Origin of the sequence: Acetobacter pomorum, from assembly GCF_002738225.1 — a bacterium.
GTDB lineage: Bacteria > Pseudomonadota > Alphaproteobacteria > Acetobacterales > Acetobacteraceae > Acetobacter > Acetobacter pomorum.
This window is the reverse complement of sequence record NZ_PEBQ01000037.1, coordinates 1-24,384: the sequence shown is the minus strand read 5'-3', so window position 1 is coordinate 24,384 and position 24,384 is coordinate 1. Positions and strand designations below refer to the sequence as shown.

The following is a 24,384-nucleotide window of genomic DNA, read 5'->3' as shown; positions in this document are numbered from 1 at the left end:
ACTTAACGATATGGTCATTGAAGCTTACATGAAGAGAATAAGATTAGTTATACCTGAATTTGAAAAATACGCACCATCAGATGAAAATAAGAAATTTTTCTTGGAAAAGATCTCTATTTTGAAAAATAAATACAAAATATAATTTTAGGTTGAGAGAAATATAAAGGTTTTGGTCGCGAAAGTATCGGCAAAATCCAAGCATCCGTCGAAAGCATTTCGACGGATGCTATCTGAGGTTTGCTGCCTTAAACATAGACCAGACATTGAATACCCCACCGATAAGCAGACGAAGAATCTTATCAATGACTGTCTGCCTTATATGTAATTTCTCAATCAAGCCGGTCTGCAAACATCGAACATAGGCGTGCACAAAGTATTACTTAACCCAGCGAAACACGAGAAGATGGTTCGGGAAATACTCTTTTTGCAGCCACGTCAGCATAACAACCCATCAATATTGTGGGTGACAGAAAAAGTTCATCGTATGGAAGGGTCTCGCCTGTACAATTAGCTCATCAAAGCGATGCAGCCTATAAGCGATCTCTTATCAATTTATGTGTTGATGACATATTTATTATGCGGCTAGATGAATTAAATTTTACTCATCTACGCTCCAGATTTTCTTAGAGAAATCTGGAGCGGGCGATGGGATTCGAACCCACGACCCCAACCTTGGCAAGGTTGTGCTCTACCCCTGAGCTACGCCCGCATTGGATGGCCTCCTTTTACGGAGGATCGTTCAGATAGGCAAGAGGGAAAATGAAAAAAAACGCCTGATTTTGCATTTTCTTTCTTTCCCTCTTTCCCATTTGTGTTGAAGAGGCCTGTTGGTGCTTTTTGGTATGTGCTGATACTGAAGACCCAAACAGTTTTGTGCTGCAAGGAAGGAAAACCGTGTCTGCTTCCATGTTCCGATCCCTTTATCATCAGGGATTTGCCCGCGTGGCAGCCTGTACCTTACCTGTGGCACTGGCAGAACCCGCCGTAAATGCACAGCGCATTTTAGACGCTGCGACTGCATGCACAGAAGATGGCTCTGCATTATGCGTTTTTCCTGAACTGGGGATATGCGGATATACACTGGAAGACCTGCTGCAACAGGAAGTTCTTCTCACTCAAACCAAAACCGCTCTTCTCTCATTGGTGCAAGCTTCTACGTCTTTGCATTCTGTAATGGTGGTAGGCGCCCCCCTGTTATGGGAAAACGCGCTTTATAACTGCGCAGTGGTTATTCATTCCGGCAGGATTCTGGGGATTGTTCCCAAAAGCTACATTCCAAATTATCGAGAGTTCTATGAAGCACGCCATTTTCGCCCTGGCGCAGGCATTCGCGGGCAGACAATAGATATTAACGGCCATATCGTACCATTTGGCGTAGACCTACTGTTTGAAGCTGATGATGTGCCCTCTTTTTGCCTCAGCGTAGAAATTTGTGAGGATATGTGGGTGCCAATCCCACCCTCCACACATGCAGCATTGGCTGGCGCCACAATTATCGCCAACCTTTCTGCAAGTGATATTACTGTTGGCAAAGCAGAAACACGCAACATGCTCTGCCAATCGCTATCTGCGCGGAATATTGCTGCGTATCTTTATGCAGCAGCAGGAGAAGGCGAATCCACAACGGATCTGGCATGGGATGGCCAAACCGCCATTTTTGAAAACGGCACCCTGCTAGCTTCCAGTGACCGCTTCCCATCTGGCACAACAACCGTGATGGCAGATGTGGATCTCACGCTTTTACGGCAAGAACGTTTGCGAATGGGAAGCTTTGCTGATGGAGCCTATCAGGCAGATACCACCCCATGGCGGCGTATCAGCTTCACCTTAAGCCCACCTTCCGCAAACCTTGGGCTCAGACGCCCGCTCTCGCGTTTTCCTTTTGTCCCCTCTGCTCCTGAACGCTTGGCGCAGGATTGCTTTGAAGCCTTTACCATTCAGGTTTCCGCCCTAAAGCAACGCCTCAAAACAAGCGGCGTTAAAACAATGGTTATTGGTATTTCCGGCGGTCTGGATTCCACACACGCCCTGTTGGTGGCTGTCCGTGCGGCAGATGAGCTGGGTTGGCCACGGAGCGCTGTACGGGGCTATACAATGCCTGGTTTTGGCACCACAGATAAAACCCTCGCCAGTGCCAATGCGCTGATGGTGCAGCTCAACATCATGCATGAAACACTGGATATCCGGCCAGCAGCAGAGCTGATGCTCCAGACCATTCGCCATCCCTATGCGGAAGGCCAGCCTATCCATGACATTACATTTGAGAATGTTCAGGCGGGGCTGCGCACAGATTTTCTGTTCCGCTTGGCCAACCAGCATCAAGGTCTTGTTATTGGCACAGGAGACTTGTCTGAACTGGCCCTGGGATGGTGCACCTATGGCGTAGGGGACCAGATGGCGCATTACAATGTTAATGCAGGGCTGCCCAAAACACTCATTCAGCACCTTATCCGCTGGTGCATTGCTTCAGGCCATTTTTCAGCCTCTGTTGGCACGGTGCTGAAAGACGTTTTGGCTACAGAAATTTCTCCCGAACTTATTCCTGCGGGTGAAAACGGTCCTCAAAGCACAGAAAGCATTATAGGGCCTTACGCCCTGCATGACTTTGCACTGTTTTATATTCTGCGTTATGGGTTTTCCCCTTCCCGCATTGCTTTTCTGGCCGAACAGGCTTGGCAGGATACCACAATCGGGCACTGGCCTCCGGGGTTCCCGACATCGGAATACAAAAGTTATGATCTGCCCACCATTCGCCATTGGCTGGAAATATTTGTAAGGCGCTTTTTTGCCACCAGCCAGTTCAAACGCTCGGCCATGCCTAATGGCCCCAAAGTCATGCCTGGTGGCAGTCTTTCTCCTCGCGGAGACTGGCGCGCGCCCTCTGATGGCAATGCCCGCCTCTGGCTGGAGGATCTCAAACACAATGTGCCCCAAGTCTGACCCCGAACAGAGAATGTCTCTCTGCCGCTGCCCAGATGGCGTTATGGCCCATATTGGGCTATACTCACCAGCACTATGAAAGCATCGCGCCAAGCCACCATCCATCGCGTTACAAGCGAAACCGATATCACCATTACCCTTGATCTGGATGGATCCGGGCAGGCTGGTATTCAGACCGGAATCGGTTTTTTTGATCATATGCTGACGGCATTAGCCAAACATGCCCTGTTTGATCTGAAAGTAACCGTAAAGGGTGACCTTCATATTGATGGTCACCATAGTGTTGAAGATACCGGCATTGCTCTCGGCATGGCCCTGAAGCAGGCATTGGGAGACAAACGTGGTGTGCGTCGTTTTGGCCATGCCCTTGTGCCGCTGGATGAAGCTTTGTGTGAAGCCGTGGTTGATCTTTCCGGCCGGCCGTTTCTGACATTTGAGGCCACGTTTACCCGTGATCGCATTGGGGACTTAGACACTGAACTGGTAGAGGAGTTTTTCCGGGCCCTTGCCATGTCCGCCATGCTGACGCTGCATCTAAGAGAAAAAGCTGGCAAAAATTGCCACCATATTGCCGAAGCCGCGTTCAAGGCACTTGCGCGGGCGCTGCGCATGGCTGTGGAACCAGACCCACGGGCGCAAGGCAGCATTCCTTCCACCAAAGGCGTGCTATAATTTTTTATACGGGTTATTAACCCAGCCCTGCCCGACACATCTGTTCTGCAGCGCTGGGCACAACCGAGAAGAACGCAAACCTGTCTGGGCTGCGCCTGATATGGCTAACAGGATTCAGACAGGGTCACCAGCAACAAGAGGGTTCCATGACCCAGCCTCTTTCCATCGCCGTTGTTGATTACGAAGGCGGCAATCTGGCATCCGCGGCCCGCGCTGCCCTGCGGGCTGCTGAGCTTTCAGGCATTGCAGCCGATGTTGTTATTACCAACGAACCCACTGCTGTTTTGCAAGCAGACCGTATTATTCTGCCGGGGCAAGGCGCTTTTGCAGATTGCGCCCGTGGGTTGGAAGCCATTCCTGGCCTGAAAGATTCCATCCTGACGGCTACGTCCAATGGCACACCCTTTTTAGGCATTTGTGTTGGTATGCAGCTTATGGCTGAACGTGGGCGAGAACATGGTGTGACAGAAGGCTTTGGGTGGATTCCGGGGGAAATCACCCTCATGGAAGCAACAGGGCTTCGTCTTCCCCAAATGGGTTGGAATGAGCTGGAACTGCAAACACAACATCCCCTTACCCAAGGTTTGGGTAAGGCACCACATGGATATTTTGTGCATTCCTATGCCCTGCAAAATACCGTACCCGATGTTCTGCTTGCCACTACGGATTACGGTGGCAGCGTGCCCGCCATAGTCTGCAAAGGAAACGTGGCAGGCACGCAGTTTCATGTTGAAAAAAGCCAGACTGTTGGTCTCCGGATTCTTGCCAACTTTCTGACATGGGATCCGAAAGCCCCCGTGTAATGAGCCGGAATAAACGCGTTCAGCGTATTCTTACGTTAGAAGAAGATGATCTTCAGGCCTTATGTGAGGCCGTAGATGCATCCATTCTGGATGGCGGCGGTTTTGGCTGGCTGCAACCCCAAGGGCGGCAGGTGCTGGAGCGCTACTTTAAGGGCCTGTTGCTTGTACCCGAGCGCATGTTGTTTGTTATCCGGCATAATGGCGTAATTGTCGGGTGCGCCCAACTTGTGCGCAGCGCCCGTAATAATGAGCTGCAAGCTATGTGCGTTACTCTGGCACATCTGTTTATTGCGCCTTATGCACAACGCCGAGGCTTAGGCACAGCCTTGTTACACGAAGTGGAAAATGCAGCCCGCAGCATGGGCTTTCGGATTATGAATACCGAAGTGCCCGAAACGCAGGAAGGCGCAATTGCTTTGTTCCGTAAGGCAGGCTTTCTGCATTGGGGCACACACCCTCTTTATACTCGTTTGGGCGACACTTACCTGCGTGGTCTGTATTTTACCAAATCATTGGATACAGAACATTCTCCCTTTTCATCCTCCTTTCAGCAAACGCGGCCTGAAACCATGACAGCAGCTTCTTCCACACATCCTCTTACTCTCTACCCCGCCATTGATCTCAAAGATGGTGCCTGCGTACGCTTACGCCGGGGAGAAATGGATGATGCCACTGTGTATTCAGACAACCCCGGTGCACAGGCCCTTGCATGGGAAGCCGCAGGTTTTAAGTGGTTGCATGTTGTGGATCTGAACGGTGCTTTTGCCGGGCAATCTGAAAACGTGGATGCCGTACGCTCTATTGTGGAATCAACTGATATTCCCGTGCAGCTTGGCGGTGGCCTGCGTGACATGAAAGCCATTGAGGCATGGCTGGAAATAGGGATCAGCCGGGTTATTCTGGGCTCTGTTGCCGTAAAAAACCCTGCTTTGGTGCGAGAAGCCTGCCGCGCATTTCCCGGCCGCATTGTGGCTGGCATTGATGCCAGATCTGGCCATGTTGCAACTGAAGGCTGGGCCGAAGTTTCTGATATGCAGGCCACAGAACTGGCCCTGCGCATGCAGGAAGCAGGCGTTGCCTCCATCATCTTCACGGAAATCAGCCGCGATGGCATGCTGGAAGGGCTGGATGTGGAACAGACCGTAACACTGGCCAATACGGTTTCCATTCCCATTATTGCCAGTGGTGGTGTTGGCAGTATTGAACATTTGATTGCCCTGCGCGAAGCCACGCAGGAGGCACCAGGTATTGAGGGTGTGATTGTGGGCCGAGCATTGTATGATGGCCGTGTAACCCCAGCTGAAGCCCTGAAAGTGTTAAGCTGATGTTAAAATTACGCGTTATTCCCTGCCTGGATGTCAAAAACGGTAGAGTGGTCAAAGGGGTCAACTTTGTTTCCCTACGCGATGCGGGAGACCCGGTTGAACAGGCTGCTGTATACGATGCCGCCGGAGCTGATGAGCTGACCTTTCTGGATATCACTGCCAGCCACGAAAACCGTGACACAATTCTGGACGTTGTTAGCAAAACAGCCGAGAAAATTTTTCTACCCCTTACTGTCGGAGGGGGGGTGCGCACAACAGATGATATGCGCCGCCTTCTGCTGGCCGGGGCAGATAAATGCGCCATGAACTCGGCAGCAGTCAGCCGTCCGGAACTGGTGAATGAAGCTGCCAATAAATTTGGAAGCCAGTGCGTTGTTGTTGCTATAGATGCGCGCCAGACAGCACCGGGCAAGTGGGAAGTATTTACCCACGGTGGCCGCACCCCTACCGGGCAGGATGCCATAGACTGGTGCCGTGAAGTGGCTGCACGTGGTGCAGGAGAAATCCTTCTGACATCCATGGATCGGGATGGTACGGGAAGTGGATTTGATCTGGACCTTCTTAAGGCGGCAACACAAGCTGTAAGGCTTCCCATTGTTGCATCTGGTGGTGTTGGCAAGCTGGAACACTTTGTAGAAGGTGCCAAGGCCGGTGCCACAGGCCTGTTGGCAGCAAGCGTTTTTCACTTTGGTCAGTTCACTATTCCGCAGGTAAAAGCGGCATTGTCCGCAGCAGGCTTGCCAGTTCGTCCTTCTCCCGCTCCTTTTGCAGGTTAACTTATATCATGACAAAAAAAGTCCCCTCCAAAGCAGACGTAAAAGCAGATACAAAATCTAAAAAAAACAAGGATATTCCAGCTCTTCCTGAAATTTCAGAAGCAGATATTTCCGTTCTAAACCGCCTTTACGATGTTGTACAAAGCCGCAAAGGCACAGATCCTTCAGTAAGCCATTCAGCGCGTCTGCTTTCACGCGGCACTTACAAAATTGCCCAGAAATTTGGGGAAGAAGCCGTAGAATGTCTGATTGAAGCTGTAGCAGGCCGCAAGGACCTTTTGATTGGGGAAAGTGCTGATGTGCTCTACCACCTTATTGTCTTGTGGGTAGATGCAGGCATTACGCCTGATCAGGTTTGGTCAGAACTTCAGCGCCGTGAAGGCACAAGTGGCATTGCGGAAAAGGCATCCCGTTCCAAAACCATAAAAGCAGTAAAAGGATAATAAAAAATGGCTGTAACAGGTAAAGGACCATATGACCCACAAAATGTTTTTGCAAAAATCCTGCGTGGTGAAATTCCTTGCAAGGCTATTTTTGAAAACGAATGGGTTCTGGCGTTTCATGATATTGCGCCCAAAGCCCCTGTTCATGTTCTGATCATTCCCAAAAAACCTTATGTTTCCTTTATGGATTTCAGCAAAACAGCGCCTGCGGAAGAAATTACTGGTGTCACACGCGCTGTAGGCCAGATTGCAGCTGATCTTGGGCTGGAAGAAAACGGCTATAGATTGGTCACCAATGCAGGGCTTCATAGCGGGCAAGAGGTTCCTCACTTCCATATCCATCTTCTGGGCGGAAAAGCATTTCCTGCCTTCCCGGCCTGATCATCTGTTTTACCCGGACGGACATCCTCTCATGACACCTATGGACATGCTTTTATCCCGCGCCTCAACGGACCGTCTTAAGCCTCCTGCACCATCTGAGGCACAAATGGCCGAGATTCTGGCTACTGCCATGCGGGCTCCAGATCATGGAAAACTGCGTCCATGGCGTTATGTTATTGTAAAAGATGCGGCACGCTTACTGCTGGCTGAACGTATTGTTGCCAGCATGGTGCGCATGGATCCAGATGTTCCAGAGTTTAAAAAACAAAAGCGTTTGAATAGATTTTCCACTATTCCCATGACACTTGTCTTGGGTATGCATTTGCGCCCGGAACATAAAATTCCTTTATGGGAACAGGAAATGACCGTTGCCGCAGGTGCCATGAATATCCTGAACGCGCTGCATGCTTTGGGGTTTGGTGCGGTATGGGTTTCCGGCGATGTGGTAAATGATCCTGTTCTTGCTGAAGAACTGGGTTTTCCTGCACCCCATAAATTAGCAGGCTTCCTGTTTATCGGAACACCCGAAGCACCGCTCCCCTCCCCCAAGCGCCCAGATCCTGCGCAGTTCACCGCCATATGGCAAGGCCAGCCTGTAAACTTTCCGGCCGATGGAAAAACACCATGACACATATAACAGATGCCGTTGTGATTGGAGGCGGACCTGTTGGATTGGCAACAGCTCTTTCTCTGGAAAAGGTCGGTCTTTGCGTAACTGTTCTGGAACGTGCTCCCCTTTCTGTTTGGGAAGAACCATCCTTTGATGGTCGGGAAATAGCTCTTACGCATAGTTCCATTCGTATTCTTAAAGAATGCAAAGCATGGGATCATATTCCGCAAAGTGTTATCTGCCCTTTGCGTGAAGCTCATGTTGAAACAGGCCGTTTCCGCCATCCACTTACATTTGATACAAATGGACATGGAGAAGAAGCGCTAGGTTGGCTGGTTTCCAATAACCACATTCGTCGCGCCCTGTTTGCCGCAGCAAATGAAAAACAACGTATCCATCTACAACCTCATACTCAGGTTGAAACTGTAAGACAGGGTCAGGATTACGCAGCTGTCCACTATTCTGGAGGCCAGATCAAGGCACGCCTTGTTATTGGGGCAGATGGTCGTTTTTCCCCAACACGCAGGCGTGCAGGCATTGGCGCAGTTGTGCATGACTTTCATAAATCCATGCTGGTTTGCCGCATGGCACATGAATCTCCACACCATAACATCGCCCTGCAATGGTTTGATGAAGGGCAGACAATTGCTTTGTTACCGGTTAACGGTATGGCTTCATCCCTTGTTCTCACGTTGCCTGCGAACGAAATACAACGCTTGATGGCCACACCGCGCGATGCGTTTAATACGGAAATTACACAACGCGTTGGGGCACGGCTGGGCCAAATGCGCCTTGTCAGTACGCGGCATGCTTATCCCCTTAAAAGTGTTTACGCACACCGCTTTACTGGCCGACGCTTGGCTTTGGTTGGTGATGCAGCTGTAGGGATGCATCCCATCACGGCACATGGTTTCAATCTGGGTTTAAAGGGGCAAGAAACGCTTGCACAATGCGTACGTACAGCCTTTAACACCCAAGCCGATGCAGGTAATGCATACGCCTTACGGCAATATGAACGGCAGCATCGGCTTGCAACTGCCTTATTATTTGCAGGCACAAACGGCATTGCCTCGCTTTACACGCACGATGCCCTGCCATTTAAACCCATCAGACAGGCCTGCATTCGTTTGGCAGATAGATTTACGCCTTTCAAACAGGCGGTTACCACGCTTTTGATGGATAAAAAAACAATAGCTTAACACTAAAAAAGGCAGCCTTTCAGATTAGGCTGCCTTTGTTGCTTGCGTACTTTAATTCGCGCTCCAGCCACCCAACAATCACTGCCACCACATAAGCTTGTTGAGCGGGTGTAAGTGGCTGCCGTTTTACAAACCCGTGCCATTTTTCCAGACATGATCTGCAACAGGTTCCTGTAGCATGCTGAGCCACAAAAACAGGGTGCCCTTTCCACGGTGTCTGTTTGCCATCTTTTTTGGGATAAGCCGGAGCAAGGCGTCGGGCAATAAAATCCCGACCATGTTCCGTAACAACTGGCAGGCCTTTTTCTGCCAGATATGCCATATCTTGGCAGTTGAGATGAAACCTGCTTCGAAAAGACGACTTTGCAAGCCGTGCCCACAACGTATCTGACACAGGAGGAAGTGCTTGCTCCTGCGCAAAAAGATCACCCTGTTGCACTGCTATGATGTTCCTTGAGCATAAAAAATTACATCATAGATATGTAGTTATCATTCATCTGTTTTCACAGAGGGCACAGATGAATGCGCAATCAGCTCACCTTTACCTGTGGCCACACGAATATCTTGCTCACGGATCAACCAGTAAACAACACCCAATGCCAAAACAGCTGCGGAAAACGCCAACATTTCAGAAGGCTTTACTTCGTGCAGATCAAGAATAATAAACTTGCGCGCTACGGCCAGAAGCGCAATGAGCACAATCGTGCGCACACGCACAACATCCCGACTATGAGATAAACTGATCCGCAGGGAGCTCTTGAACTCCAGCGCAATAATAACTGTAAAAATATTGCCAAACACTTCCTGAAAAGCCGGCATATTGGATGCATCTATTTGCGATGACATCACCAGATACCAAACTTCCTTGGTAAGATGCCAAGTTGCAATGGTTGTAATCACCATAATCAAGCCGGTAAGAACCAGCATGATCAAAAGTTCAAATCCTTCGTAAAGATTCATCTCCAAAAAACTTTTTCGTAACCGTGTTACTTCACGAGAAAAAGGATCTTGGGACATATGGTTAGGATCTGGATTGCTCATGTTTCTCTATGTGCTTGGTAAAAAAAATTCGGGTAGCTTTAGTGTAAATATATAAAGCCACCATTTATAACTGAAAATTATGAGATATCTGCCTGCTGAAAAGCAATAAAACTTATGTATTCTTAGGCAAATAAAAAATCAGTTTACGTATTGTAAACTAGAACCACCAAAAACTTAGGGAAAGCTTGGTGGGCGCACAAGGGCTCGAACCTTGGACCCGCTGATTAAGAGTCAGCTGCTCTACCAACTGAGCTATGCGCCCTTACAGCATATAACTGCTGAAGTGAGGCAGTTTTTACCACCTCTAAAGCTTTAAGACAAGTCTGAAAATTCAGGTTTTTAACATAGCTAGCACGGCATCAAGCTGATCCAGACTTTTGTAATGAATTTGAAGGGATCCCCCTTTCCGTCCATCAAAATGAACCTGGACTTTAAGCCCTAAACGCGTTCCCAAATCCCGCTCCAGTGCTGAAATCTCCGGGTCTTTCAGAACTTTAGGATCTTTGGTTTCAACTTTTGTATTTTTTGCCTGCTCAAGAGCCTTCTGCACCAACGCCTCAGTCTGCCGAACAGAGAGTCCTTTAGAAATAACCTCTGCCGCTGCCTGTATAGGGTCTGGATGTGCTAAAAGCGCGCGGGCATGACCAGCAGATAGAGTTCCTTTTTTAAGCTCCTGTCGCACCACATCGGGCAAACGGAGCAGACGTAAAGTGTTCGCCACATGTGGGCGGGATTTGCCTATCGCCTTTGCCAGTTCATCCTGCGTTAAGCTATATTCTTCCATCAGTCGGCTAAAGCCTTCGGCTTCTTCAACTGGATTCAGGTCAGCACGCTGGAGGTTTTCAACCAGAGCAGCTGCCATGGCATCTGCTTCAGACAGATCTCTTACATGCACAGGCACTTCATGGCACTGCGCCAATTGTGCTGCACGCCAACGACGCTCCCCCGCAATAATCTGATAATGGCCTGCCTTGTCAGGATCAGGCCGCACCAGAATAGGCTGCAAAATACCGCGCTCACGGATAGATTCCGCCAGTTCCTTTAAAGCTTCTGGCTCCATATCCTGCCGTGGCTGAAAAGGCCCTGGAGCAAGAACTTCCACTGGCAAAGAACTTGCAGCAGGCGCAGCCTTACCTGTGGGTTTGCCATCAGATTCAGGTTCCGCAACAGAAGTGGCATCACCTAGCAAAGCTGCCAACCCACGCCCAAGTTTAGGACGTGCTGCGGATTTACGTGATGACTGACCACTCATGATGCCGATGCCCTTTTCATGACTTCCGTTGCCAATGCCTGATAAGCGGATGTTCCGCTGGCTCTGGGATCATACAGCATAACAGGCTGACCATGGCTCTGGGCTTCTGAAATACGGATATTACGTGGAATAACCGTTTGCAGCACGTCTTTTCCAAAAAAACTGCGGGCATCTGCGGCCACAAGTTCCGACAGATTATTTCGTCTATCATACATGGTCAGCACAATACCGGCCATTTTCAGATTTGGATTGAGGTTTTTCTGCACCCGTCCAATCGTCTTAACCAAGTGGCCCAAGCCTTCCAACGCAAAAAACTCACATTGTAGCGGTGCCAGAACACCATCAGCCGCAACAAAGGAATTCAACGTCAGCAGCCCCAAGCTTGGTGGGCAATCTATAATCACAAAATCTACTGTGTCACGCAGAGGTTCCAATGCCGTACGCAATCTGGTTTCTCTGTGCTCTGCATCTACCAGTTCAATTTCAGCCCCAACCAGTTCGGTATTGGCAGCAATAACTGAAAGATTATCAATCTCGGTGGGCTGCAAAAGATCGGCTGCAGCTTTTTCGTGCATTAAAAGTGCGTAAGAGCCCCCTTTGCGGGAATCATAATCAACTCCCAAACCTGTTGAGGCATTCCCCTGTGGGTCCATATCCAGAAGCACAACTTTAGCACCATCGGCTGCCAGAGATGCTGCCAGATTTATGGCTGTGGTGGTTTTGCCCACCCCCCCTTTCTGGTTGGCAACAGCAAAAACGTGGCAGGCTTTCCCGCTCTTCTTAACCTTAGACACGATTAAAATTTCTCACTTCCAGAATCATACCATCAGAACTTGTCTGGCTTGGGTAAGTTTGAATATCCATATGCCAGACCTGCTCCGCTTCTTGAATTTCCTGTGCAGCCTGTTGGCCTTTAAGAAAAACAGCTTTTCCTTCCGGCTCTAACAGCGGGTGTGCCCACTCCAAAAGTTTCACCAACGGAGCCAGAGCCCGTGCTGTTACCACTGGCGCGGGCTGAACTTTTACACTCTCCAGCCTACATGGCAAAACTTCCAAATTTGTACCTGTAAGCCGCGCAGCTTCACGCAAAAAGGCAGCCTTCCTCTGGTCCGATTCAATCAAAACACCTGGTATGCCCGTTGCAATTCCCACCACCACGGCAGGAAATCCACCCCCGGACCCCATATCAATAAACCGATGCTGGCCTTGTATCAAAGGAACAAGCTGGAGACTATCCAGAACATGCCTATTCCAGATATTCCCAATATCCTTGGAAGACACAAGATTGATACGCGGATTCCATTTTTCCAGAAGGTTCACAAAAGCAGAAAGCCTTTCCTTTGTTTCACGTGAAACATGAACATCTTCAGGCCATTTGTGCATGATGCTGTCCCTTTTTGAGATAAGCCAGAACAGCCATAAGCGCTGAAGGTGTTATGCCCGGAATACGTTGTGCAGCGCCAAAACTTTCAGGCCGTGCCTGCTCCAGCCTTTCCTGCATTTCTGCACTCAAACCGCCTATTTTTCTGAAATCCATATTCTGAGGAAAACGAATTTCTGTTTCTGCTTCAAGCTGTTTAATCTCGCGCTTCTGCCTTACCAGATAACCACTATAGCGTGCTTCTGTTCTGACATAGCTGCGCACGCGTTCAGAATATGCCTGCACCCAAGGAGCCAATGCTTCTATTGTATTCTCAGTAACACTCTGCCCCATGACCTCCAGAAGATTCCGGCGGCGGCCATCCTGTGCCACTTTTACACCAGCCTGAGCAAGCACTTGTGGAGGCCAACTTTCTGCTTCTGCTTTTTGCCTAAACTGCTCGATCTCGTGCATATCGCGTTCAAAAACTTCGCGTCTTTCAGAACCAATACATCCCCACTCCAAACCTATTGGGGTTAAACGCACATCTGCATTATCTGCTCGCAAAGTCAGACGATATTCAGCCCTGGATGTAAACATACGGTAAGGCTCACTCACGCCCTGCGTGGTCAGATCATCAATCATCACACCCAAATAAGCTTTACCGCGATCAAGACTAACAGCTGATTGGCCTCCTGCCCTTCTTGCTGCATTCACGCCCGCCAGAAGGCCTTGAGCTCCAGCCTCTTCATATCCTGTTGTTCCGTTAATCTGGCCTGCCAAAAATAAATTAGGACATTTTTTCAGTTCCAAAGAAACTGTCAGTTCACGTGGATCAACGTAATCGTATTCTACAGCGTAACCATATTGGGCAATAACAGCCTTTTCCAACCCAGGGATAGAATGGATCATGGCGTCCTGAACATCTGCTGGCAGGCTGGTAGAAATTCCATTGGGGTAAACCAGATCTCCCCCTTCATGGTCAGGAAGAGCTTCTGGCTCCAGAAAAATCTGATGCCCTGTTTTTTCTGAAAACCGCACAACCTTATCTTCAATAGATGGGCAGTAACGCGGACCTCGTCCTGAAATCGCGCCCCCATAAACTGCTGAAAGATGTAAATGTTCGCGGATAATTTTGTGTGTTTTTGAAACTGTTGTTGTTATGCCACACACCATTTGTGGGTTTGTAATAAAAGGTGTTAACCGGCTGAATGGTTCGGGGGATACATCCCCCCTATCTACCGCGAGAGATGCCCAATCTATTGTGTCACGCCTGAGCCGCGCTGGTGTTCCTGTTTTTAAACGCGCAATACGCAAACCCAATTTTTTTAACCGTGACGCTAATGCAACCGAAGGTTGTTCTCCAATTCTTCCCGCAGGCTTGCTTTTATGCCCAATATGAATAACTCCATCCAGAAACGTACCTGTTGTTAAAACAACAGCACCCGCAGCCCACTGACGTCCATCTTCACACGCAACTCCGGCTACGCAGTTTTGATCATCACAGATCAGATCCGTTACGGCACCTTCTTGAATATCGAGCCCTACGGTATCTGCTAAAATATCCTGCACAGCCTGACGATATAAAAAACGATCAGCCTGTGCCCTTGGCCCCTGCACAGCAGGCCCCTTGGAACGATTAAGCAGTTTGAAGTGGATACCTGCCCGATCTGCCGCACGCGCCATAACACCATCCAAGGCATCAATTTCGCGCACTAAATGCCCCTTTCCAATTCCCCCAATAGCTGGGTTACAGGACATGGCGCCAACAGTATTTTTATGATGCGTTAACAAGAGTGTTCTGGCACCACAACGCGCAGCAGCGGCAGCAGCCTCGCACCCTGCGTGGCCGCCTCCTACCACAATAACATCGTAAGCCTTGTTCATTTTCTACCCTTCCCCACGCACCTTATTTGCCAATACAAAACTGGCCGAATATTGCATCTAGCAAATCTTCTACACCAACATGGCCTGTTAGCCGCCCTAATGCGCGCATAGCTAACCGCAATTCCTCCCCACGCAATTCTGGCCACTCCTGTTGCCATGCGGCCTGAAGGCATTGCATTGCATCTTGCACCCCCGCTTTGTGCCGAGCCCGCGTAAGCAGTGGTGCACCGGACACAGACGCGGCAGTAAGGTCTTCTACTTTACTTTTCAGAAAATTATGTAATTCGGGCAGACCTTCCCCAGTTTTTAAACTGATGGCCAGAACATCTTTCCCGTCTAGTATTTGTGGGATTTTTCCAAGATCAGCTTTATTTCCAACCAAAACTGCACCGGGGAAAATATCTTCTGGCAACTCATTTGCCGGAAACATCTGCAATACACAATCAGCTTGTTTCACGTGAAACAAAGCACGCCGTACACCTTCAGCCTCAATTTCATCATCCGTTTCACGTAAGCCGGCAGTATCAATAAAGGTCACTTTTATTCCAGCAAGAATACAAGTAATCTCCAAGGCATCACGCGTTGTTCCTGCTTTGGAAGAAACAATGGCGGCCTCTCGGCCTGTAAGCCAATTTAGCAAACTGCTTTTGCCTGCATTTGGTGGCCCTGTAATGGCAAAAACAACCCCGCGCCTTATTCTTTCGCCATGCTCTCCATCAGCTATATGCTGCTGCATTTCAGACTGAAGTTTTTGAATATCCTGGTTAATATTTTCTTCAACTTCAGGCGGCAAATCTTCATCTGGAAAATCTATAAGCGCTTCCTGAAACGCGAGTATCTTTTTTAAGCGTTCAGACCAGCCAGAATAAAGTTGGCTTAAAGCCCCTTCTACCTGCGCCAGAGCTTGCTTTCTTTGTCCCTCGGTTTCAGCCGCAACCAGGTCTGCAATACCCTCTGCTTCAACCAGATCCATACGGCCATTTACAAAAGCACGTTTTGTAAATTCGCCTGCTTCTGCGGGCCGTGCACCCGCATTCACCAAAGCATCGGAAACAGCACGAATAATGGCTGGCCCTGCATGCAGGTGCAGTTCAAATCCATCTTCCCCAGTATAACTATGCGGGCCGGGAAACCAGAGAACCAATGCTTCATCCAGCAGATCATCCTGAATGGAGGCATTTTTCCATATTTTACGTAGAACAGCTTTACGTGCTGCTGGTACCTCTCCACAAATCTGCAACAGAATATCTCGGCTGCCCGCGCCACTTACGCGCAAAATCGCAATTGCGGCGCGCTCTATACCTGTTGAAAGCGCAAAGATTGTATCTTCAGCCTGATACCCCAACCCAGCCATCCTTTTCGTATATCATTATAAGCCTTGTTTCTTCATGCTGCTTCTAATGCAGTTTTTCATGCAAACGTAAGCTTAAAAAATGATACTTTCCTTTATCCATGTGCTTGAGACATGCCTCAGTCACACAAAACCAAAAATGTTTTGAACACAAAAAGGGTTATTTTTATGCCTCAGCTTTCGCTTCACTCACCTTTGGGGCCCATTACTTTATCCGAAGAGGATGGAAAAATTATCTCTTTAGATTGGGGCTGGGGACGAGATCAAACCGAAACGCCCCTGCTCTGCCAAGCACGCGAATGGTTGGATAATTGGTTTGATGACCCACAAAAGGCAGGGCCTTTCCCTTTCCCGCTAGATCCCTATGGAACAGCTTACCAGAAAAAAGTTTGGTCCGCATTGCAGGAAATCCCTGTTGGCCAAACAACCACATACGGAAAGCTCGCCCAAAAAGTGGGGGGAAGCCCACAGTCCATTGGTCAGGCTGTTGGCCGAAATCCTATTCCCATTCTCATTCCCTGCCATCGGGTTGTCGGGACTGCCAATTTAGGCGGATATTCCGGCGATGGTGGTGTAGAAGACAAGGCGTGGCTTTTACAGCTGGAAGGTGCTGCATTGCCGCACCACGCCTAAATCTGGGCGGTAGTGGCAATGCAGAAGTAAACTTTGCTGCTTATCTTGTATCACAGCTTTCTGTACGGGTATTGAAAAATTTCCCGGCACTGCATCTAACAATAGAAGATGAGTCCGTATCATTTCCATAATTCGTAGGGGGAGGATAGGCAGCACTCCCCCCTGGTTGCCCGCCGTTGTAATAATAAGACGGCGGAGCATAAATGCTTTGCTGCGGAGCCGAATTATACTCAGATGCTGCGGCACTACCAATTGCCAGCCCCAATACTGAACCAAACATAAATGGAGCACCCCAGCCCCAACCGCCACCCCAATACGGATAGCCCCAGCCACCATAACCCCAACCATAGTAAGGATAACCCCAGCCCCACGGGCCACCCCAACCACCATACCAGCCACCGCCCCATGGACGCGGCCCCCAGCCACCACCGCGCCATGGTCCACCTGGTCCACCACCCCAACCAGGGCCGCCACGTGGACCACCAAAACCACCATGAGGAAAACCACCACCAGGCCCGCCAAAGCCACCACGGCCAAAACCACCGCCTCCCGGTCCGCCATGACCGAACCCGCCACCACCTGGGCCGCCAAAACCACCATGACCGAAACCACCACCGCCGGGCCCACCAAAGCCCCCACCCCCTGGATGAGCATGTGCTGAGAATACAGGCACACTAAGCCCACACACCAAAAGAGCGGCCAGCCCTAATTTTTTGGATATTGCAGTCCACATAACATTGGTGACCTTTGCACTTAACTTTGGATACTGCTGGGATGGCATAATGCCATAATATGTCTTTCTTCTGCTCTTACATGGGAATTAAAAGACAATTTTCCACTGCATTTTATCTTTACCAGATAAGATGAAATTTCAGATTCATGTTGTGTTTTTTGCATCCCTGATATACATTATATTCATTGGAGGAAGCGGAGAGAAATAATCTTCTGCTTTGCCCCCTAACACCCCAAATTAGGAGGCCGGACTCATGGCATGGAAAAAAGCAACTTTTGTTTCCCTTTGGCTTGCAGCCCTTAGCCTGGCCATCTGCTCCACTTTTATTTTTATTGCTTGCGGGCTGAAGTTTTCTATTTTTCATTCTGGCCTTACCGTTAGCCAGTCTGATTTTGTAGATAATACGCCGTTTTCTATTTATCTGTGGCAGATGTTGCCTGAAACAGCCCGTTGGAGCGATTACGCTTTTTCAGGTCCGGGGTTGATTGGCCTTACAGCTTTTGTGGCAAGCATTGGCTTGGGATCTTACGCAGCTATCAAGCTGGAAGAAATCAATCATGCCACACTTGCTGCCAAAACAACCGAAATGCATCGGTGGGATTCCATGCTTGTTGGTTCTTCCTTAGAAGATACTCTGCAGAATTTCCCACATTCAAATGCACAAGACATGCCGCCTTATGCTGTAAAGAGCGCTTAATAACTTAAATATAGAGACTTCTGCTTGGAATATTTCTGAGCAGAAGTCTTCCTACATGTATTCACATATTTAAGTGAGCACTTATTTCATATTTGATTATTTGAAAAATGGTCGGAGTGAGAAGATTCGAACTTCCGGCCCCTGCGTCCCGAACACAGTGCTCTACCAGGCTGAGCTACACTCCGATTACTTTCTCGCTATACAGCGACCGCGCATAAGAAGCAAGAGTAGAAATATACTTCCTGCTCTTGCTTCTCCTCATTTTACATCACATCCACACCTAATGCTTCAGCGCTTTCAGCAATACGAGAGCATTCAAGAGCTGCTGCTGCATTTGGCACTACAGTTAACAGAGACCGTGCCTCGGTTGAGGCAAACCCCTGCTGCACAGCTTCATTCAACATAGCCACAACCTTATCACCCCAGCCATCCACGTTGATCAGCACTATTGGCTTATCGTGCCGCTTAAGTTGCTTCCATGTCAGAATTTCCAGAAGTTCTTCAAACGTTCCAAACCCGCCGGGCAAAACCCAAAAAGCATCAGCACGTGCAAACATGATCTGCTTACGCTCATGCATGGACTTGGTCACAATCAGCTCAGAAACATCTTCATTCATTTTTTCACGGGTTTTCAGAAACTCCGGAATAACCCCTGTTACGCTTCCGCCTGCCTGAATAACAGCATGGGCCACAACGCCCATCAAACCGTTTGCACCGCCTCCATATACCAATCTGATACCTGCCTGTGCCAGTTCCTTACCTGTTTCCTGCGCAGCTTGCTGATACACAGGCTTTACCCCCATACGGGAGCCACAAAATACGGCAACTGCACGCACATCAATTGTCATTCTTTACGTTCCTCCAAATTAGTTTTCAAAGTTTATAACATTTTTCTTATGGTAAAACAGGTCGTCCACCTTCTTTACTACGCACAACAGCACATATGCCAACACCTATAAGACTAATAAGTGCTGTTGTTAAAAATAATCCCTGATACCCCCAAAATGGAATAATAAACCCCAAAACTGGCCCGGAAAGACCTATGGCTATATCAAGGAAAACAGAAAAAGCCCCTATTGCAATTCCTTTGTTTTCTGGCTTTGTGCGAGCAACAGCGCCCACCCCTAAAGCCGGGAACAAAAGTGAAAAACCGGCACCTGTTAAAGCTGCCCCTATTTTTGCCCAAAGAGATGAATGCCCCATAGCCAACACACAAAGGCCCAAACTTTCAACCAGTAGGGAAACCAGCGCAACAACTGTGCCTCCCCGTTTGGTAATCTGATTTGTAAAACCAAAACGTGTCAAAACAAAAACAGAACCAAATACGGATAAAGCAACAGCAGCCCCTCCCCAATTCTGATCTGCAAAATAGAGTGTTAATAAAGAGGAAATAGCACCAAACCCAACAGACCCTGCCGCCAAAGCCATGCCATAAGGTGCGACCTGACCGAAAACTGTCATAAAAGAATGACGCTTACTTGCAGATGATGGTGGTGGTGGCTTAACAGCAATCTGACGCCAGGCCCACGGTAGCCCTACAAGCAGCATAATCATACAGCACAGGCCCACGCCCCCAAAGCCACCCCATACGGAATGAGACTGATAAATCAGCATGGCAATAGGGGCACCAAGAGCAATTCCACCATAAGAACACACGCCATTCCATGAAATAACATGAGCCGTACCCGCAGGACCTACTCTGCGAATATTCCAAACCAAAACGCCTGTAGCCACCCAGCTTTCAGAAAAACCTAAAATAATGCGGCCGAGCAAAACAACAGCCAAAGCTCCAACAGGCCACGCTACCAGGTAAGGCGCAATCATGATGAGCAGACCAGACAACGCACCCAGAAAAAGGCCTGCAATAACAACTTTTTTTGGCCCACGTGTATCTATTCTACGACCTGCGCCAATACGGGATACAAATGTTGCCAAATATTGGATAGAAACAGCAAAACCTGCGAGCGCAGATCCAAAACCCAACTGTTCTTTTACAAACAATGGCACAACGGCCATTTGCAAACCTATTTCTGTATAGCAGAGCAAAGTAAAAACCACGATCGCAAAGATAGACCACAGTTTTTTCTCTGCTGTCTCTGATTCTACCTCCATGTCATTATTTCTGCTCATTATATTCCTTCATGGTAATGGTGTTACATAATCGGAATCCACACCAATTTGCTCGCATATGGCTAACAAATGCAAAACAAAACACAGGAAACCAGTATGAATAACGCACCACCTGATGATGAAGGATACATTACCGTTTCCACACGCATTGCTTATAAAAACCCATGTACACGTGTGCGCGAAGATATTATTCGCCTGCCAAACGGCAAAGAGGGTCTCTACGGTGTTGTCGAAAGAGGCGAGTTTGTTGTCATCCTCCCATTGGGGGTTTCACCTGACGGTGCTCCAACAGTCACTTTAGTCAACCAATATCGTTATCCCATTAAAAAGCGCTTATGGGAACTTCCAATGGGAACGTGGGAACAACACCCTGATGCCAAAATGGAAGATGTGGCAGCTGGTGAACTCCAAGAAGAAACAGGTTTACATGCTCAAACATTGCATCATGTTGGCAGTATTTATCAGGGTGCTGGATATTGCACTCAAAAGGGCCATGTCTATTTAGCAACGGGGTTAACCCAAGGCCCTCGAAATCTGGAAGATACAGAACAAGGAATGACATGCCATACTTTTCTACTTTCAGAAGTAGAAAATATGATCCGTAAAAATGAGATAACATGTATGGCCAGTTTGGCAGCCTTTGGTCTTTTGCGTATAAAAAACATTATTTAGAAAAAGTCCCTGATATACAGGGACTTTTCTTTAAAAAGGCCTAACAACAACCATAATAACAATAATCATCATAAGTATGGTCGGCACTTCATTGGCAATCCGGTAAAATTTTTCTGAATGCCTGTTCTGGTCAGCTGCAAATTCCTTACACCAACGTGCACAACATCCATGGAATGCAAACATACAAAATACAGCAGTTAGTTTTGTATGCCACCACCCTGCATGCCAATCTACCCCACCAGGAGTAAGCATAAGAAGCACACCAAAAAAAAGGCTTGCACACATGGCTGGTGTCATAATTGCTTTCAAAAGTCGGCGTTCCATAATTTTGAACCGCTGACTTTCAGCTGATCCAACAGCAACCTGACAATGATAAACAAACAGCCTTGGCAGATAGAACAAACCAGCCATCCACGCCATAACAGACATGATATGAAATGCTACCAGCCAGCGTATCCAAGGCAAAAGCGCATCTATAACCATGATTAATGGCCTTGCTGTTGCAAGGCTTTTTCCACTAACGGTGCAAATTCTGAAAGAGTGTGAATTTTTAAAATGTTTTCCCATTCAGGAACAGTTTTATCCGCAGCCCTTAGCATAACACATGTCATACCCGCATCCACAGCGGCCCGTGCACCTGTGTCACTATCTTCCAACACCAGACATTCTGAAGGAGAAACACCTTCCTCTTCAGCTGCTTTTAGATATACCGCCGGATTGGGCTTGGGTATTCCCATATCTCTTGCAGAATGAATACGTTTTTCAAAAAACGTCTCAAGGTTTGTAATGGAAAACTTTGCATCCATTTCTTCCTGAGATGAATTGGATGCAACCCTTACAGGAACACCAAGTTTTCGAATACTGTTAAGCATGTCATAAACACCCTCAACAGGTTCAACACCATTCTTCATGGCAGCTACAAAACGTTTCTGCATCATGGCAGCCCAATCATGGCCAAGATGCACACCTGTTTTTTGCTCAATCATGTTTTGTATTCCCGGCAATGCCATGCCGGAAAATACTTTTACAGCCTGCTCGTCTGGCACATCCATGCCAGCACGCCGTGCCTCTTCTGCGCTAATACGGCAGCATGTTTCTTCACTATCAACCAGAACACCATCGCAATCAAAAATAATAAGCTTCAAGTGCCCTTGCGGGGAAAGAACCAATGGATGTTCCGCCATTATGCTGTTTCCCTTACCGTATTTACAAGTTCAGCAACGTGCTCAACGGGTGTTTGTGGCAGAACACCATGACCTAAATTGAAAACATGCGCACGCCCTCGGCCAGCTTCACGAATGGCTAAAGCTTCACGCTTCATGGCATCTCCGCCTGCCAAGACAGCAACAGGATCCAGATTTCCTTGAATACCGACATGTTCTGGCAGCATGGAACGAACAATTTCTATATCCGCACCAGTATCCAGCGCCACCACATCTACACCAGTTTCCCGCGCATATTCCGCAACAAGCACGCCGCTCAAACGTGGAAAACCGATAACACGGGTGGAAGGATGCCGCGCCTTAATAGCCTGAACAATCTGGCGCGAGGGAGCAATCACATGTCGCCGAAACTCGGAGGGAGATAAAAGTCCTGCCCAAGAATCAAACAGCATGACGGCTTCTGCACCAGCTTCAATCTGCTTGCAAAGATATTCAGCTGTTGTTTGCGTCAGCAAATCCATTAACCGATCAAACAAAGCAGGGTCGGCATAAGCCATCTGCCGTGTCACAGCGAATTCGCGCGATCCATGCCCCTCAACCATGTAACAGGCAACTGTAAAGGGGGCACCCGTAAAGCCAAGCAAAGTTGTTGCACCTGGTTGCGCAACCCCAATTTTATCTGGGCCATCCAGTTCTTTACGTAGGCGTGCCAGAGTTTCCAAAACAGGCGCTGTCACTTCCGCAATACGCGCAGGGTCCAGTCTGGCCAGATCCTGTTCCGAGCGAATGGCGCCCAATACAGGGCCTTTCCCTTCAACAAATTCGAGAGATTGTCCCATTGCCCATGGTAAAATCAGAATATCGGAAAACAGAATAGCGCCGTCCATGCCAAAGCGACGGATCGGCTGCAATGTCAATTCTGTTGCAATATCGGGTGTCATACAACGTGTCAGAAAATCTGCTTTGGCACGCATAGCCCGGAACTCTGGTAGGAAGCGTCCCGCCTGACGCATCAGCCACATTGGAGGTGGCCAGAGTGCTTCACCATTGAGTGTTCTTAAAAGCCGTTTGGCGGAGGGAATATGTTGGTCTGTCATCATGCTTTGATGTCCTGCCACGTCTTTGTTCACGCTGTCCACGCCCCTCTTCCTATAAAAAAAGAAAGAAATAGGTTTGTAGTTGTTTAAAAGTACTGTGAATGGTGGGGTACCCGGTATTCCAAAAATGTACCCCAGCTTTCCCACACTGTGTACAGATTTTAGGGTATTGGAAAACAAGCACTTTTTAAAGTTATCCAGAAAGTACCCGTACGGGGCTGTGTACAACTCACCGGTTTATCGTTTTATAAGGTTGTGCCCGGTACTCGGTACGTCGCAGTTATGAGTTCCGTACAATCCACATGTACCCCGGTACTCAGGTGAGTACTCACAGGCTGATTTTTTACGAGTACCTGAACGGGACTCGAATTGATGCAGGATTTAGTACTAATGCCGACTCCTTTACAGAACAGAGATTCGAAACTGCTTTTAGCGAGTGGTTCTTTTTCTAGGCGCAAAATGCTCGAAGATGTCGGGTTGGATTTTGACGTCCAGGTTGGGGATGTGAATGAAAGTATCCTCAAAACAGCAGGGCAGCGTGAAGGATGGCGCCCAGAAGCTGTGGCGCTTGCATTGGCAGAGGCCAAGGCGCTTTCCGTTCAGCAACCAGGCGCTTTTGTTATTGGTGCTGATCAGATGCTGTCTTGTGATTCCATATGGTACGATAAACCTAAGGATCTGGCTCAGGCCCGTGCACAGCTTCTGGCGCTGAGAGGGAATACGCATATTTTGCATACGGCCGTTGTTATCTGCCGAAATGGGCAAGTGTTATGGCAGCATGTCGATCAGCCACGCCTTACGATGCGTTTGTTTTCTGAGACCTTTTTGAATGCCTACCTCCAGACAGAAGGAACAGCGTGTTTGGCATCTGTAGGAGCATATAGGCTGGAAGGGCCAGGATTACAGCTTTTTGCGCATGTGGAAGGAGATGCTTTTTCCATTCAGGGGTTACCTCTTCTTCCGCTTCTGGAGGCGTTAAGAGAGATGAATGTGATTTTTTATTGAAAATAGGGGCTTGCCTGTTAAGGGCAGACCATGTAAGAGGCTGATCACACACGCACATTCGCTTGCGTGTAAGAACAGTGTGGGGCCATAGCTCAGTTGGGAGAGCGCCTGAATGGCATTCAGGAGGTCGTCGGTTCGATTCCGATTGGCTCCACCAGTTCTTTACTCTATCTCCTTGAAATTGTTATGTTTTTGAGAGTTTCAGGTTTTCCTA

At 48.5% G+C, this 24,384-nt stretch carries 27 protein-coding genes and 4 tRNA genes; 14 read left to right on the top strand and 17 right to left on the bottom strand.

Annotated elements, in window-relative coordinates; translation table 11 throughout:
* Window positions 1-634: 634 nt before the first annotated feature.
* Window positions 635-709: transfer RNA gene (locus tag CSR02_RS03185), tRNA-Gly, on the bottom strand.
* A 16-nt stretch (window positions 710-725) separates the two neighbouring features.
* Entirely contained in the window at window positions 726-908 is a 183-nt protein-coding gene (locus tag CSR02_RS16480; protein ID WP_167384085.1) for a hypothetical protein, read from the bottom strand.
* On the opposite strand from CSR02_RS16480, the gene CSR02_RS03180 reads away from it, so the two are divergent.
* From CSR02_RS03180 to ubiM, 9 genes are all read left to right on the top strand, one after another.
* Complete coding sequence (locus CSR02_RS03180) at window positions 907-2,940, top strand: NAD(+) synthase (protein ID WP_099540554.1); 2,034 nt, start codon at window positions 907-909, stop codon at window positions 2,938-2,940. The genes CSR02_RS16480 and CSR02_RS03180 overlap by 2 nt on opposite strands.
* Window positions 2,941-3,015: 75 nt before the next feature.
* Window positions 3,016-3,612, top strand: a complete 597-nt coding sequence (gene hisB, locus CSR02_RS03175; RefSeq protein ID WP_099540553.1) for an imidazoleglycerol-phosphate dehydratase HisB — start codon at window positions 3,016-3,018, stop codon at window positions 3,610-3,612.
* Between the two features lie 146 nt (window positions 3,613-3,758).
* Complete coding sequence (hisH, locus tag CSR02_RS03170; protein ID WP_042786409.1) at window positions 3,759-4,415, top strand: imidazole glycerol phosphate synthase subunit HisH; 657 nt, start codon at window positions 3,759-3,761, stop codon at window positions 4,413-4,415.
* A complete protein-coding gene (hisA, locus tag CSR02_RS03165) occupies window positions 4,415-5,740 on the top strand; it encodes a 1-(5-phosphoribosyl)-5-[(5-phosphoribosylamino)methylideneamino]imidazole-4-carboxamide isomerase (RefSeq protein WP_099540552.1) in 1,326 nt (441 codons plus the stop codon). The genes hisH and hisA overlap by 1 nt, the downstream gene beginning before the upstream one ends.
* Window positions 5,740-6,516 (top strand): imidazole glycerol phosphate synthase subunit HisF, encoded by a 777-nt coding sequence (gene hisF, locus CSR02_RS03160; protein WP_099540551.1) that lies wholly within the window; start codon window positions 5,740-5,742, stop codon window positions 6,514-6,516. Before hisA ends, hisF begins: the two co-directional genes overlap by 1 nt.
* Window positions 6,517-6,524: 8 nt before the next feature.
* The gene (locus tag CSR02_RS03155; protein ID WP_099540550.1) at window positions 6,525-6,959 is read left to right on the top strand and encodes a phosphoribosyl-ATP diphosphatase; all 435 of its coding nucleotides are present in this window, start codon (window positions 6,525-6,527) and stop codon (window positions 6,957-6,959) included.
* A 6-nt stretch (window positions 6,960-6,965) separates the two neighbouring features.
* Window positions 6,966-7,340 carry a histidine triad nucleotide-binding protein gene (locus CSR02_RS03150; RefSeq protein ID WP_042786405.1) on the top strand — a complete coding sequence of 125 codons (375 nt, stop codon included), beginning with the start codon at window positions 6,966-6,968 and terminating at the stop codon, window positions 7,338-7,340.
* Between the two features lie 31 nt (window positions 7,341-7,371).
* Window positions 7,372-7,968: a nitroreductase family protein gene (locus tag CSR02_RS03145; protein WP_099540549.1), complete on the top strand. Its 597-nt coding sequence runs from the start codon at window positions 7,372-7,374 to the stop codon at window positions 7,966-7,968.
* Window positions 7,965-9,149: a 5-demethoxyubiquinol-8 5-hydroxylase UbiM gene (gene ubiM / locus CSR02_RS03140; protein WP_099540548.1), complete on the top strand. Its 1,185-nt coding sequence runs from the start codon at window positions 7,965-7,967 to the stop codon at window positions 9,147-9,149. The genes CSR02_RS03145 and ubiM overlap by 4 nt, the downstream gene beginning before the upstream one ends.
* Before the next feature lie 19 nt (window positions 9,150-9,168).
* On the opposite strand, the gene CSR02_RS03135 is transcribed toward ubiM, so the two are convergent.
* The 8 genes from CSR02_RS03135 to mnmE form a co-directional block, all read right to left on the bottom strand.
* The gene (locus tag CSR02_RS03135; protein ID WP_099540547.1) at window positions 9,169-9,588 is read right to left on the bottom strand and encodes a DUF4186 domain-containing protein; all 420 of its coding nucleotides are present in this window, start codon (window positions 9,586-9,588) and stop codon (window positions 9,169-9,171) included.
* A gap of 50 nt (window positions 9,589-9,638) precedes the next feature.
* A complete protein-coding gene (locus CSR02_RS03130; RefSeq protein WP_099540546.1) occupies window positions 9,639-10,190 on the bottom strand; it encodes a phosphate-starvation-inducible PsiE family protein in 552 nt (183 codons plus the stop codon).
* A 186-nt stretch (window positions 10,191-10,376) separates the two neighbouring features.
* Window positions 10,377-10,452 (bottom strand) — tRNA-Lys (locus CSR02_RS03125).
* A gap of 69 nt (window positions 10,453-10,521) precedes the next feature.
* Window positions 10,522-11,442, bottom strand: coding sequence for a ParB/RepB/Spo0J family partition protein (locus tag CSR02_RS03120; protein ID WP_099540545.1), 921 nt, complete (start codon window positions 11,440-11,442; stop codon window positions 10,522-10,524).
* On the bottom strand, window positions 11,439-12,236 hold the full coding sequence (locus CSR02_RS03115; RefSeq protein ID WP_099540544.1) for a ParA family protein: 798 nt from the start codon (window positions 12,234-12,236) through the stop codon (window positions 11,439-11,441). The genes CSR02_RS03120 and CSR02_RS03115 overlap by 4 nt, the downstream gene beginning before the upstream one ends.
* Window positions 12,229-12,825: a 16S rRNA (guanine(527)-N(7))-methyltransferase RsmG gene (gene rsmG / locus CSR02_RS03110; protein WP_099540543.1), complete on the bottom strand. Its 597-nt coding sequence runs from the start codon at window positions 12,823-12,825 to the stop codon at window positions 12,229-12,231. Before rsmG ends, CSR02_RS03115 begins: the two co-directional genes overlap by 8 nt.
* Entirely contained in the window at window positions 12,809-14,689 is a 1,881-nt protein-coding gene (mnmG, locus tag CSR02_RS03105) for a tRNA uridine-5-carboxymethylaminomethyl(34) synthesis enzyme MnmG (RefSeq protein ID WP_099540542.1), read from the bottom strand. Before mnmG ends, rsmG begins: the two co-directional genes overlap by 17 nt.
* Before the next feature lie 22 nt (window positions 14,690-14,711).
* A complete protein-coding gene (mnmE, locus tag CSR02_RS03100; RefSeq protein WP_099540541.1) occupies window positions 14,712-16,043 on the bottom strand; it encodes a tRNA uridine-5-carboxymethylaminomethyl(34) synthesis GTPase MnmE in 1,332 nt (443 codons plus the stop codon).
* Between the two features lie 165 nt (window positions 16,044-16,208).
* Here mnmE and CSR02_RS03095 point away from each other — a divergent pair, with 165 nt between their 5' ends.
* Entirely contained in the window at window positions 16,209-16,673 is a 465-nt protein-coding gene (locus CSR02_RS03095) for a methylated-DNA--[protein]-cysteine S-methyltransferase (protein ID WP_042786557.1), read from the top strand.
* Between the two features lie 40 nt (window positions 16,674-16,713).
* On the opposite strand, the gene CSR02_RS03090 is transcribed toward CSR02_RS03095, so the two are convergent.
* Window positions 16,714-17,454, bottom strand: a complete 741-nt coding sequence (locus CSR02_RS03090; protein ID WP_208616792.1) for a hypothetical protein — start codon at window positions 17,452-17,454, stop codon at window positions 16,714-16,716.
* A gap of 205 nt (window positions 17,455-17,659) precedes the next feature.
* Here CSR02_RS03090 and CSR02_RS03085 point away from each other — a divergent pair, with 205 nt between their 5' ends.
* Window positions 17,660-18,103, top strand: coding sequence for a hypothetical protein (locus CSR02_RS03085; protein ID WP_042786395.1), 444 nt, complete (start codon window positions 17,660-17,662; stop codon window positions 18,101-18,103).
* A 108-nt stretch (window positions 18,104-18,211) separates the two neighbouring features.
* Here the strand turns inward: CSR02_RS03085 and CSR02_RS03080 are convergent.
* The 3 genes from CSR02_RS03080 to CSR02_RS03070 form a co-directional block, all read right to left on the bottom strand.
* Window positions 18,212-18,288, bottom strand: a tRNA-Pro gene (locus CSR02_RS03080).
* Window positions 18,289-18,366: 78 nt separating this feature from the next.
* Window positions 18,367-18,951: an LOG family protein gene (locus CSR02_RS03075; RefSeq protein WP_099540540.1), complete on the bottom strand. Its 585-nt coding sequence runs from the start codon at window positions 18,949-18,951 to the stop codon at window positions 18,367-18,369.
* A gap of 46 nt (window positions 18,952-18,997) precedes the next feature.
* Window positions 18,998-20,233 carry an MFS transporter gene (locus CSR02_RS03070; RefSeq protein WP_099540539.1) on the bottom strand — a complete coding sequence of 412 codons (1,236 nt, stop codon included), beginning with the start codon at window positions 20,231-20,233 and terminating at the stop codon, window positions 18,998-19,000.
* Window positions 20,234-20,329: 96 nt separating this feature from the next.
* Here CSR02_RS03070 and CSR02_RS03065 point away from each other — a divergent pair, with 96 nt between their 5' ends.
* On the top strand, window positions 20,330-20,905 hold the full coding sequence (locus CSR02_RS03065) for an NUDIX domain-containing protein (RefSeq protein WP_099540538.1): 576 nt from the start codon (window positions 20,330-20,332) through the stop codon (window positions 20,903-20,905).
* 30 nt (window positions 20,906-20,935) lie between these two features.
* Here CSR02_RS03065 and hemJ read toward each other — a convergent pair whose 3' ends face one another.
* From hemJ to hemE, 3 genes are read right to left on the bottom strand one after another with little or no spacing between them, the layout of a single operon-like run.
* Window positions 20,936-21,388, bottom strand: a complete 453-nt coding sequence (gene hemJ, locus CSR02_RS03060) for a protoporphyrinogen oxidase HemJ (protein WP_099540537.1) — start codon at window positions 21,386-21,388, stop codon at window positions 20,936-20,938.
* A gap of 2 nt (window positions 21,389-21,390) precedes the next feature.
* Window positions 21,391-22,092, bottom strand: coding sequence for an HAD family hydrolase (locus tag CSR02_RS03055; RefSeq protein ID WP_099540536.1), 702 nt, complete (start codon window positions 22,090-22,092; stop codon window positions 21,391-21,393).
* The gene (gene hemE, locus CSR02_RS03050; RefSeq protein ID WP_099540535.1) at window positions 22,089-23,168 is read right to left on the bottom strand and encodes a uroporphyrinogen decarboxylase; all 1,080 of its coding nucleotides are present in this window, start codon (window positions 23,166-23,168) and stop codon (window positions 22,089-22,091) included. The genes CSR02_RS03055 and hemE overlap by 4 nt, the downstream gene beginning before the upstream one ends.
* Before the next feature lie 369 nt (window positions 23,169-23,537).
* On the opposite strand from hemE, the gene CSR02_RS03045 reads away from it, so the two are divergent.
* Window positions 23,538-24,170 carry a Maf family protein gene (locus tag CSR02_RS03045; protein WP_099540534.1) on the top strand — a complete coding sequence of 211 codons (633 nt, stop codon included), beginning with the start codon at window positions 23,538-23,540 and terminating at the stop codon, window positions 24,168-24,170.
* Window positions 24,171-24,251: 81 nt separating this feature from the next.
* Window positions 24,252-24,327 (top strand) — tRNA-Ala (locus tag CSR02_RS03040).
* The last annotated feature ends 57 nt before the right edge of the window (window positions 24,328-24,384 follow it).

Bases quoted from the DNA above. Each gene is read 5' to 3' on its own strand.
- CSR02_RS03075 (WP_099540540.1), bottom strand. From the start codon at position 18,951: ATGACAATTGATGTGCGTGCAGTTGCCGTATTTTGTGGCTCCCGTATG.
- hisA (WP_099540552.1), top strand. From the start codon at position 4,415: ATGAGCCGGAATAAACGCGTTCAGCGTATTCTTACGTTAGAAGAAGAT.
- mnmG (WP_099540542.1), bottom strand. From the start codon at position 14,689: ATGAACAAGGCTTACGATGTTATTGTGGTAGGAGGCGGCCACGCAGGG.
- CSR02_RS03180 (WP_099540554.1), top strand. From the start codon at position 907: ATGTTCCGATCCCTTTATCATCAGGGATTTGCCCGCGTGGCAGCCTGT.
- CSR02_RS03070 (WP_099540539.1), bottom strand. From the start codon at position 20,233: ATGAGCAGAAATAATGACATGGAGGTAGAATCAGAGACAGCAGAGAAA.
- CSR02_RS03145 (WP_099540549.1), top strand. From the start codon at position 7,372: ATGACACCTATGGACATGCTTTTATCCCGCGCCTCAACGGACCGTCTT.
- hisF (WP_099540551.1), top strand. From the start codon at position 5,740: ATGTTAAAATTACGCGTTATTCCCTGCCTGGATGTCAAAAACGGTAGA.
- hisB (WP_099540553.1), top strand. From the start codon at position 3,016: ATGAAAGCATCGCGCCAAGCCACCATCCATCGCGTTACAAGCGAAACC.
- mnmE (WP_099540541.1), bottom strand. From the start codon at position 16,043: ATGGCTGGGTTGGGGTATCAGGCTGAAGATACAATCTTTGCGCTTTCA.
- CSR02_RS03090 (WP_208616792.1), bottom strand. From the start codon at position 17,454: ATGCCATCCCAGCAGTATCCAAAGTTAAGTGCAAAGGTCACCAATGTT.
- rsmG (WP_099540543.1), bottom strand. From the start codon at position 12,825: ATGCACAAATGGCCTGAAGATGTTCATGTTTCACGTGAAACAAAGGAA.
- CSR02_RS03120 (WP_099540545.1), bottom strand. From the start codon at position 11,442: ATGAGTGGTCAGTCATCACGTAAATCCGCAGCACGTCCTAAACTTGGG.
- CSR02_RS03130 (WP_099540546.1), bottom strand. From the start codon at position 10,190: ATGAGCAATCCAGATCCTAACCATATGTCCCAAGATCCTTTTTCTCGT.
- CSR02_RS03095 (WP_042786557.1), top strand. From the start codon at position 16,209: ATGCCTCAGCTTTCGCTTCACTCACCTTTGGGGCCCATTACTTTATCC.
- CSR02_RS03150 (WP_042786405.1), top strand. From the start codon at position 6,966: ATGGCTGTAACAGGTAAAGGACCATATGACCCACAAAATGTTTTTGCA.
- CSR02_RS16480 (WP_167384085.1), bottom strand. From the start codon at position 908: ATGGAAGCAGACACGGTTTTCCTTCCTTGCAGCACAAAACTGTTTGGG.
- hisH (WP_042786409.1), top strand. From the start codon at position 3,759: ATGACCCAGCCTCTTTCCATCGCCGTTGTTGATTACGAAGGCGGCAAT.
- hemJ (WP_099540537.1), bottom strand. From the start codon at position 21,388: ATGGTTATAGATGCGCTTTTGCCTTGGATACGCTGGCTGGTAGCATTT.
- ubiM (WP_099540548.1), top strand. From the start codon at position 7,965: ATGACACATATAACAGATGCCGTTGTGATTGGAGGCGGACCTGTTGGA.
- CSR02_RS03045 (WP_099540534.1), top strand. From the start codon at position 23,538: ATGCAGGATTTAGTACTAATGCCGACTCCTTTACAGAACAGAGATTCG.
- hemE (WP_099540535.1), bottom strand. From the start codon at position 23,168: ATGATGACAGACCAACATATTCCCTCCGCCAAACGGCTTTTAAGAACA.
- CSR02_RS03065 (WP_099540538.1), top strand. From the start codon at position 20,330: ATGAATAACGCACCACCTGATGATGAAGGATACATTACCGTTTCCACA.
- CSR02_RS03155 (WP_099540550.1), top strand. From the start codon at position 6,525: ATGACAAAAAAAGTCCCCTCCAAAGCAGACGTAAAAGCAGATACAAAA.
- CSR02_RS03085 (WP_042786395.1), top strand. From the start codon at position 17,660: ATGGCATGGAAAAAAGCAACTTTTGTTTCCCTTTGGCTTGCAGCCCTT.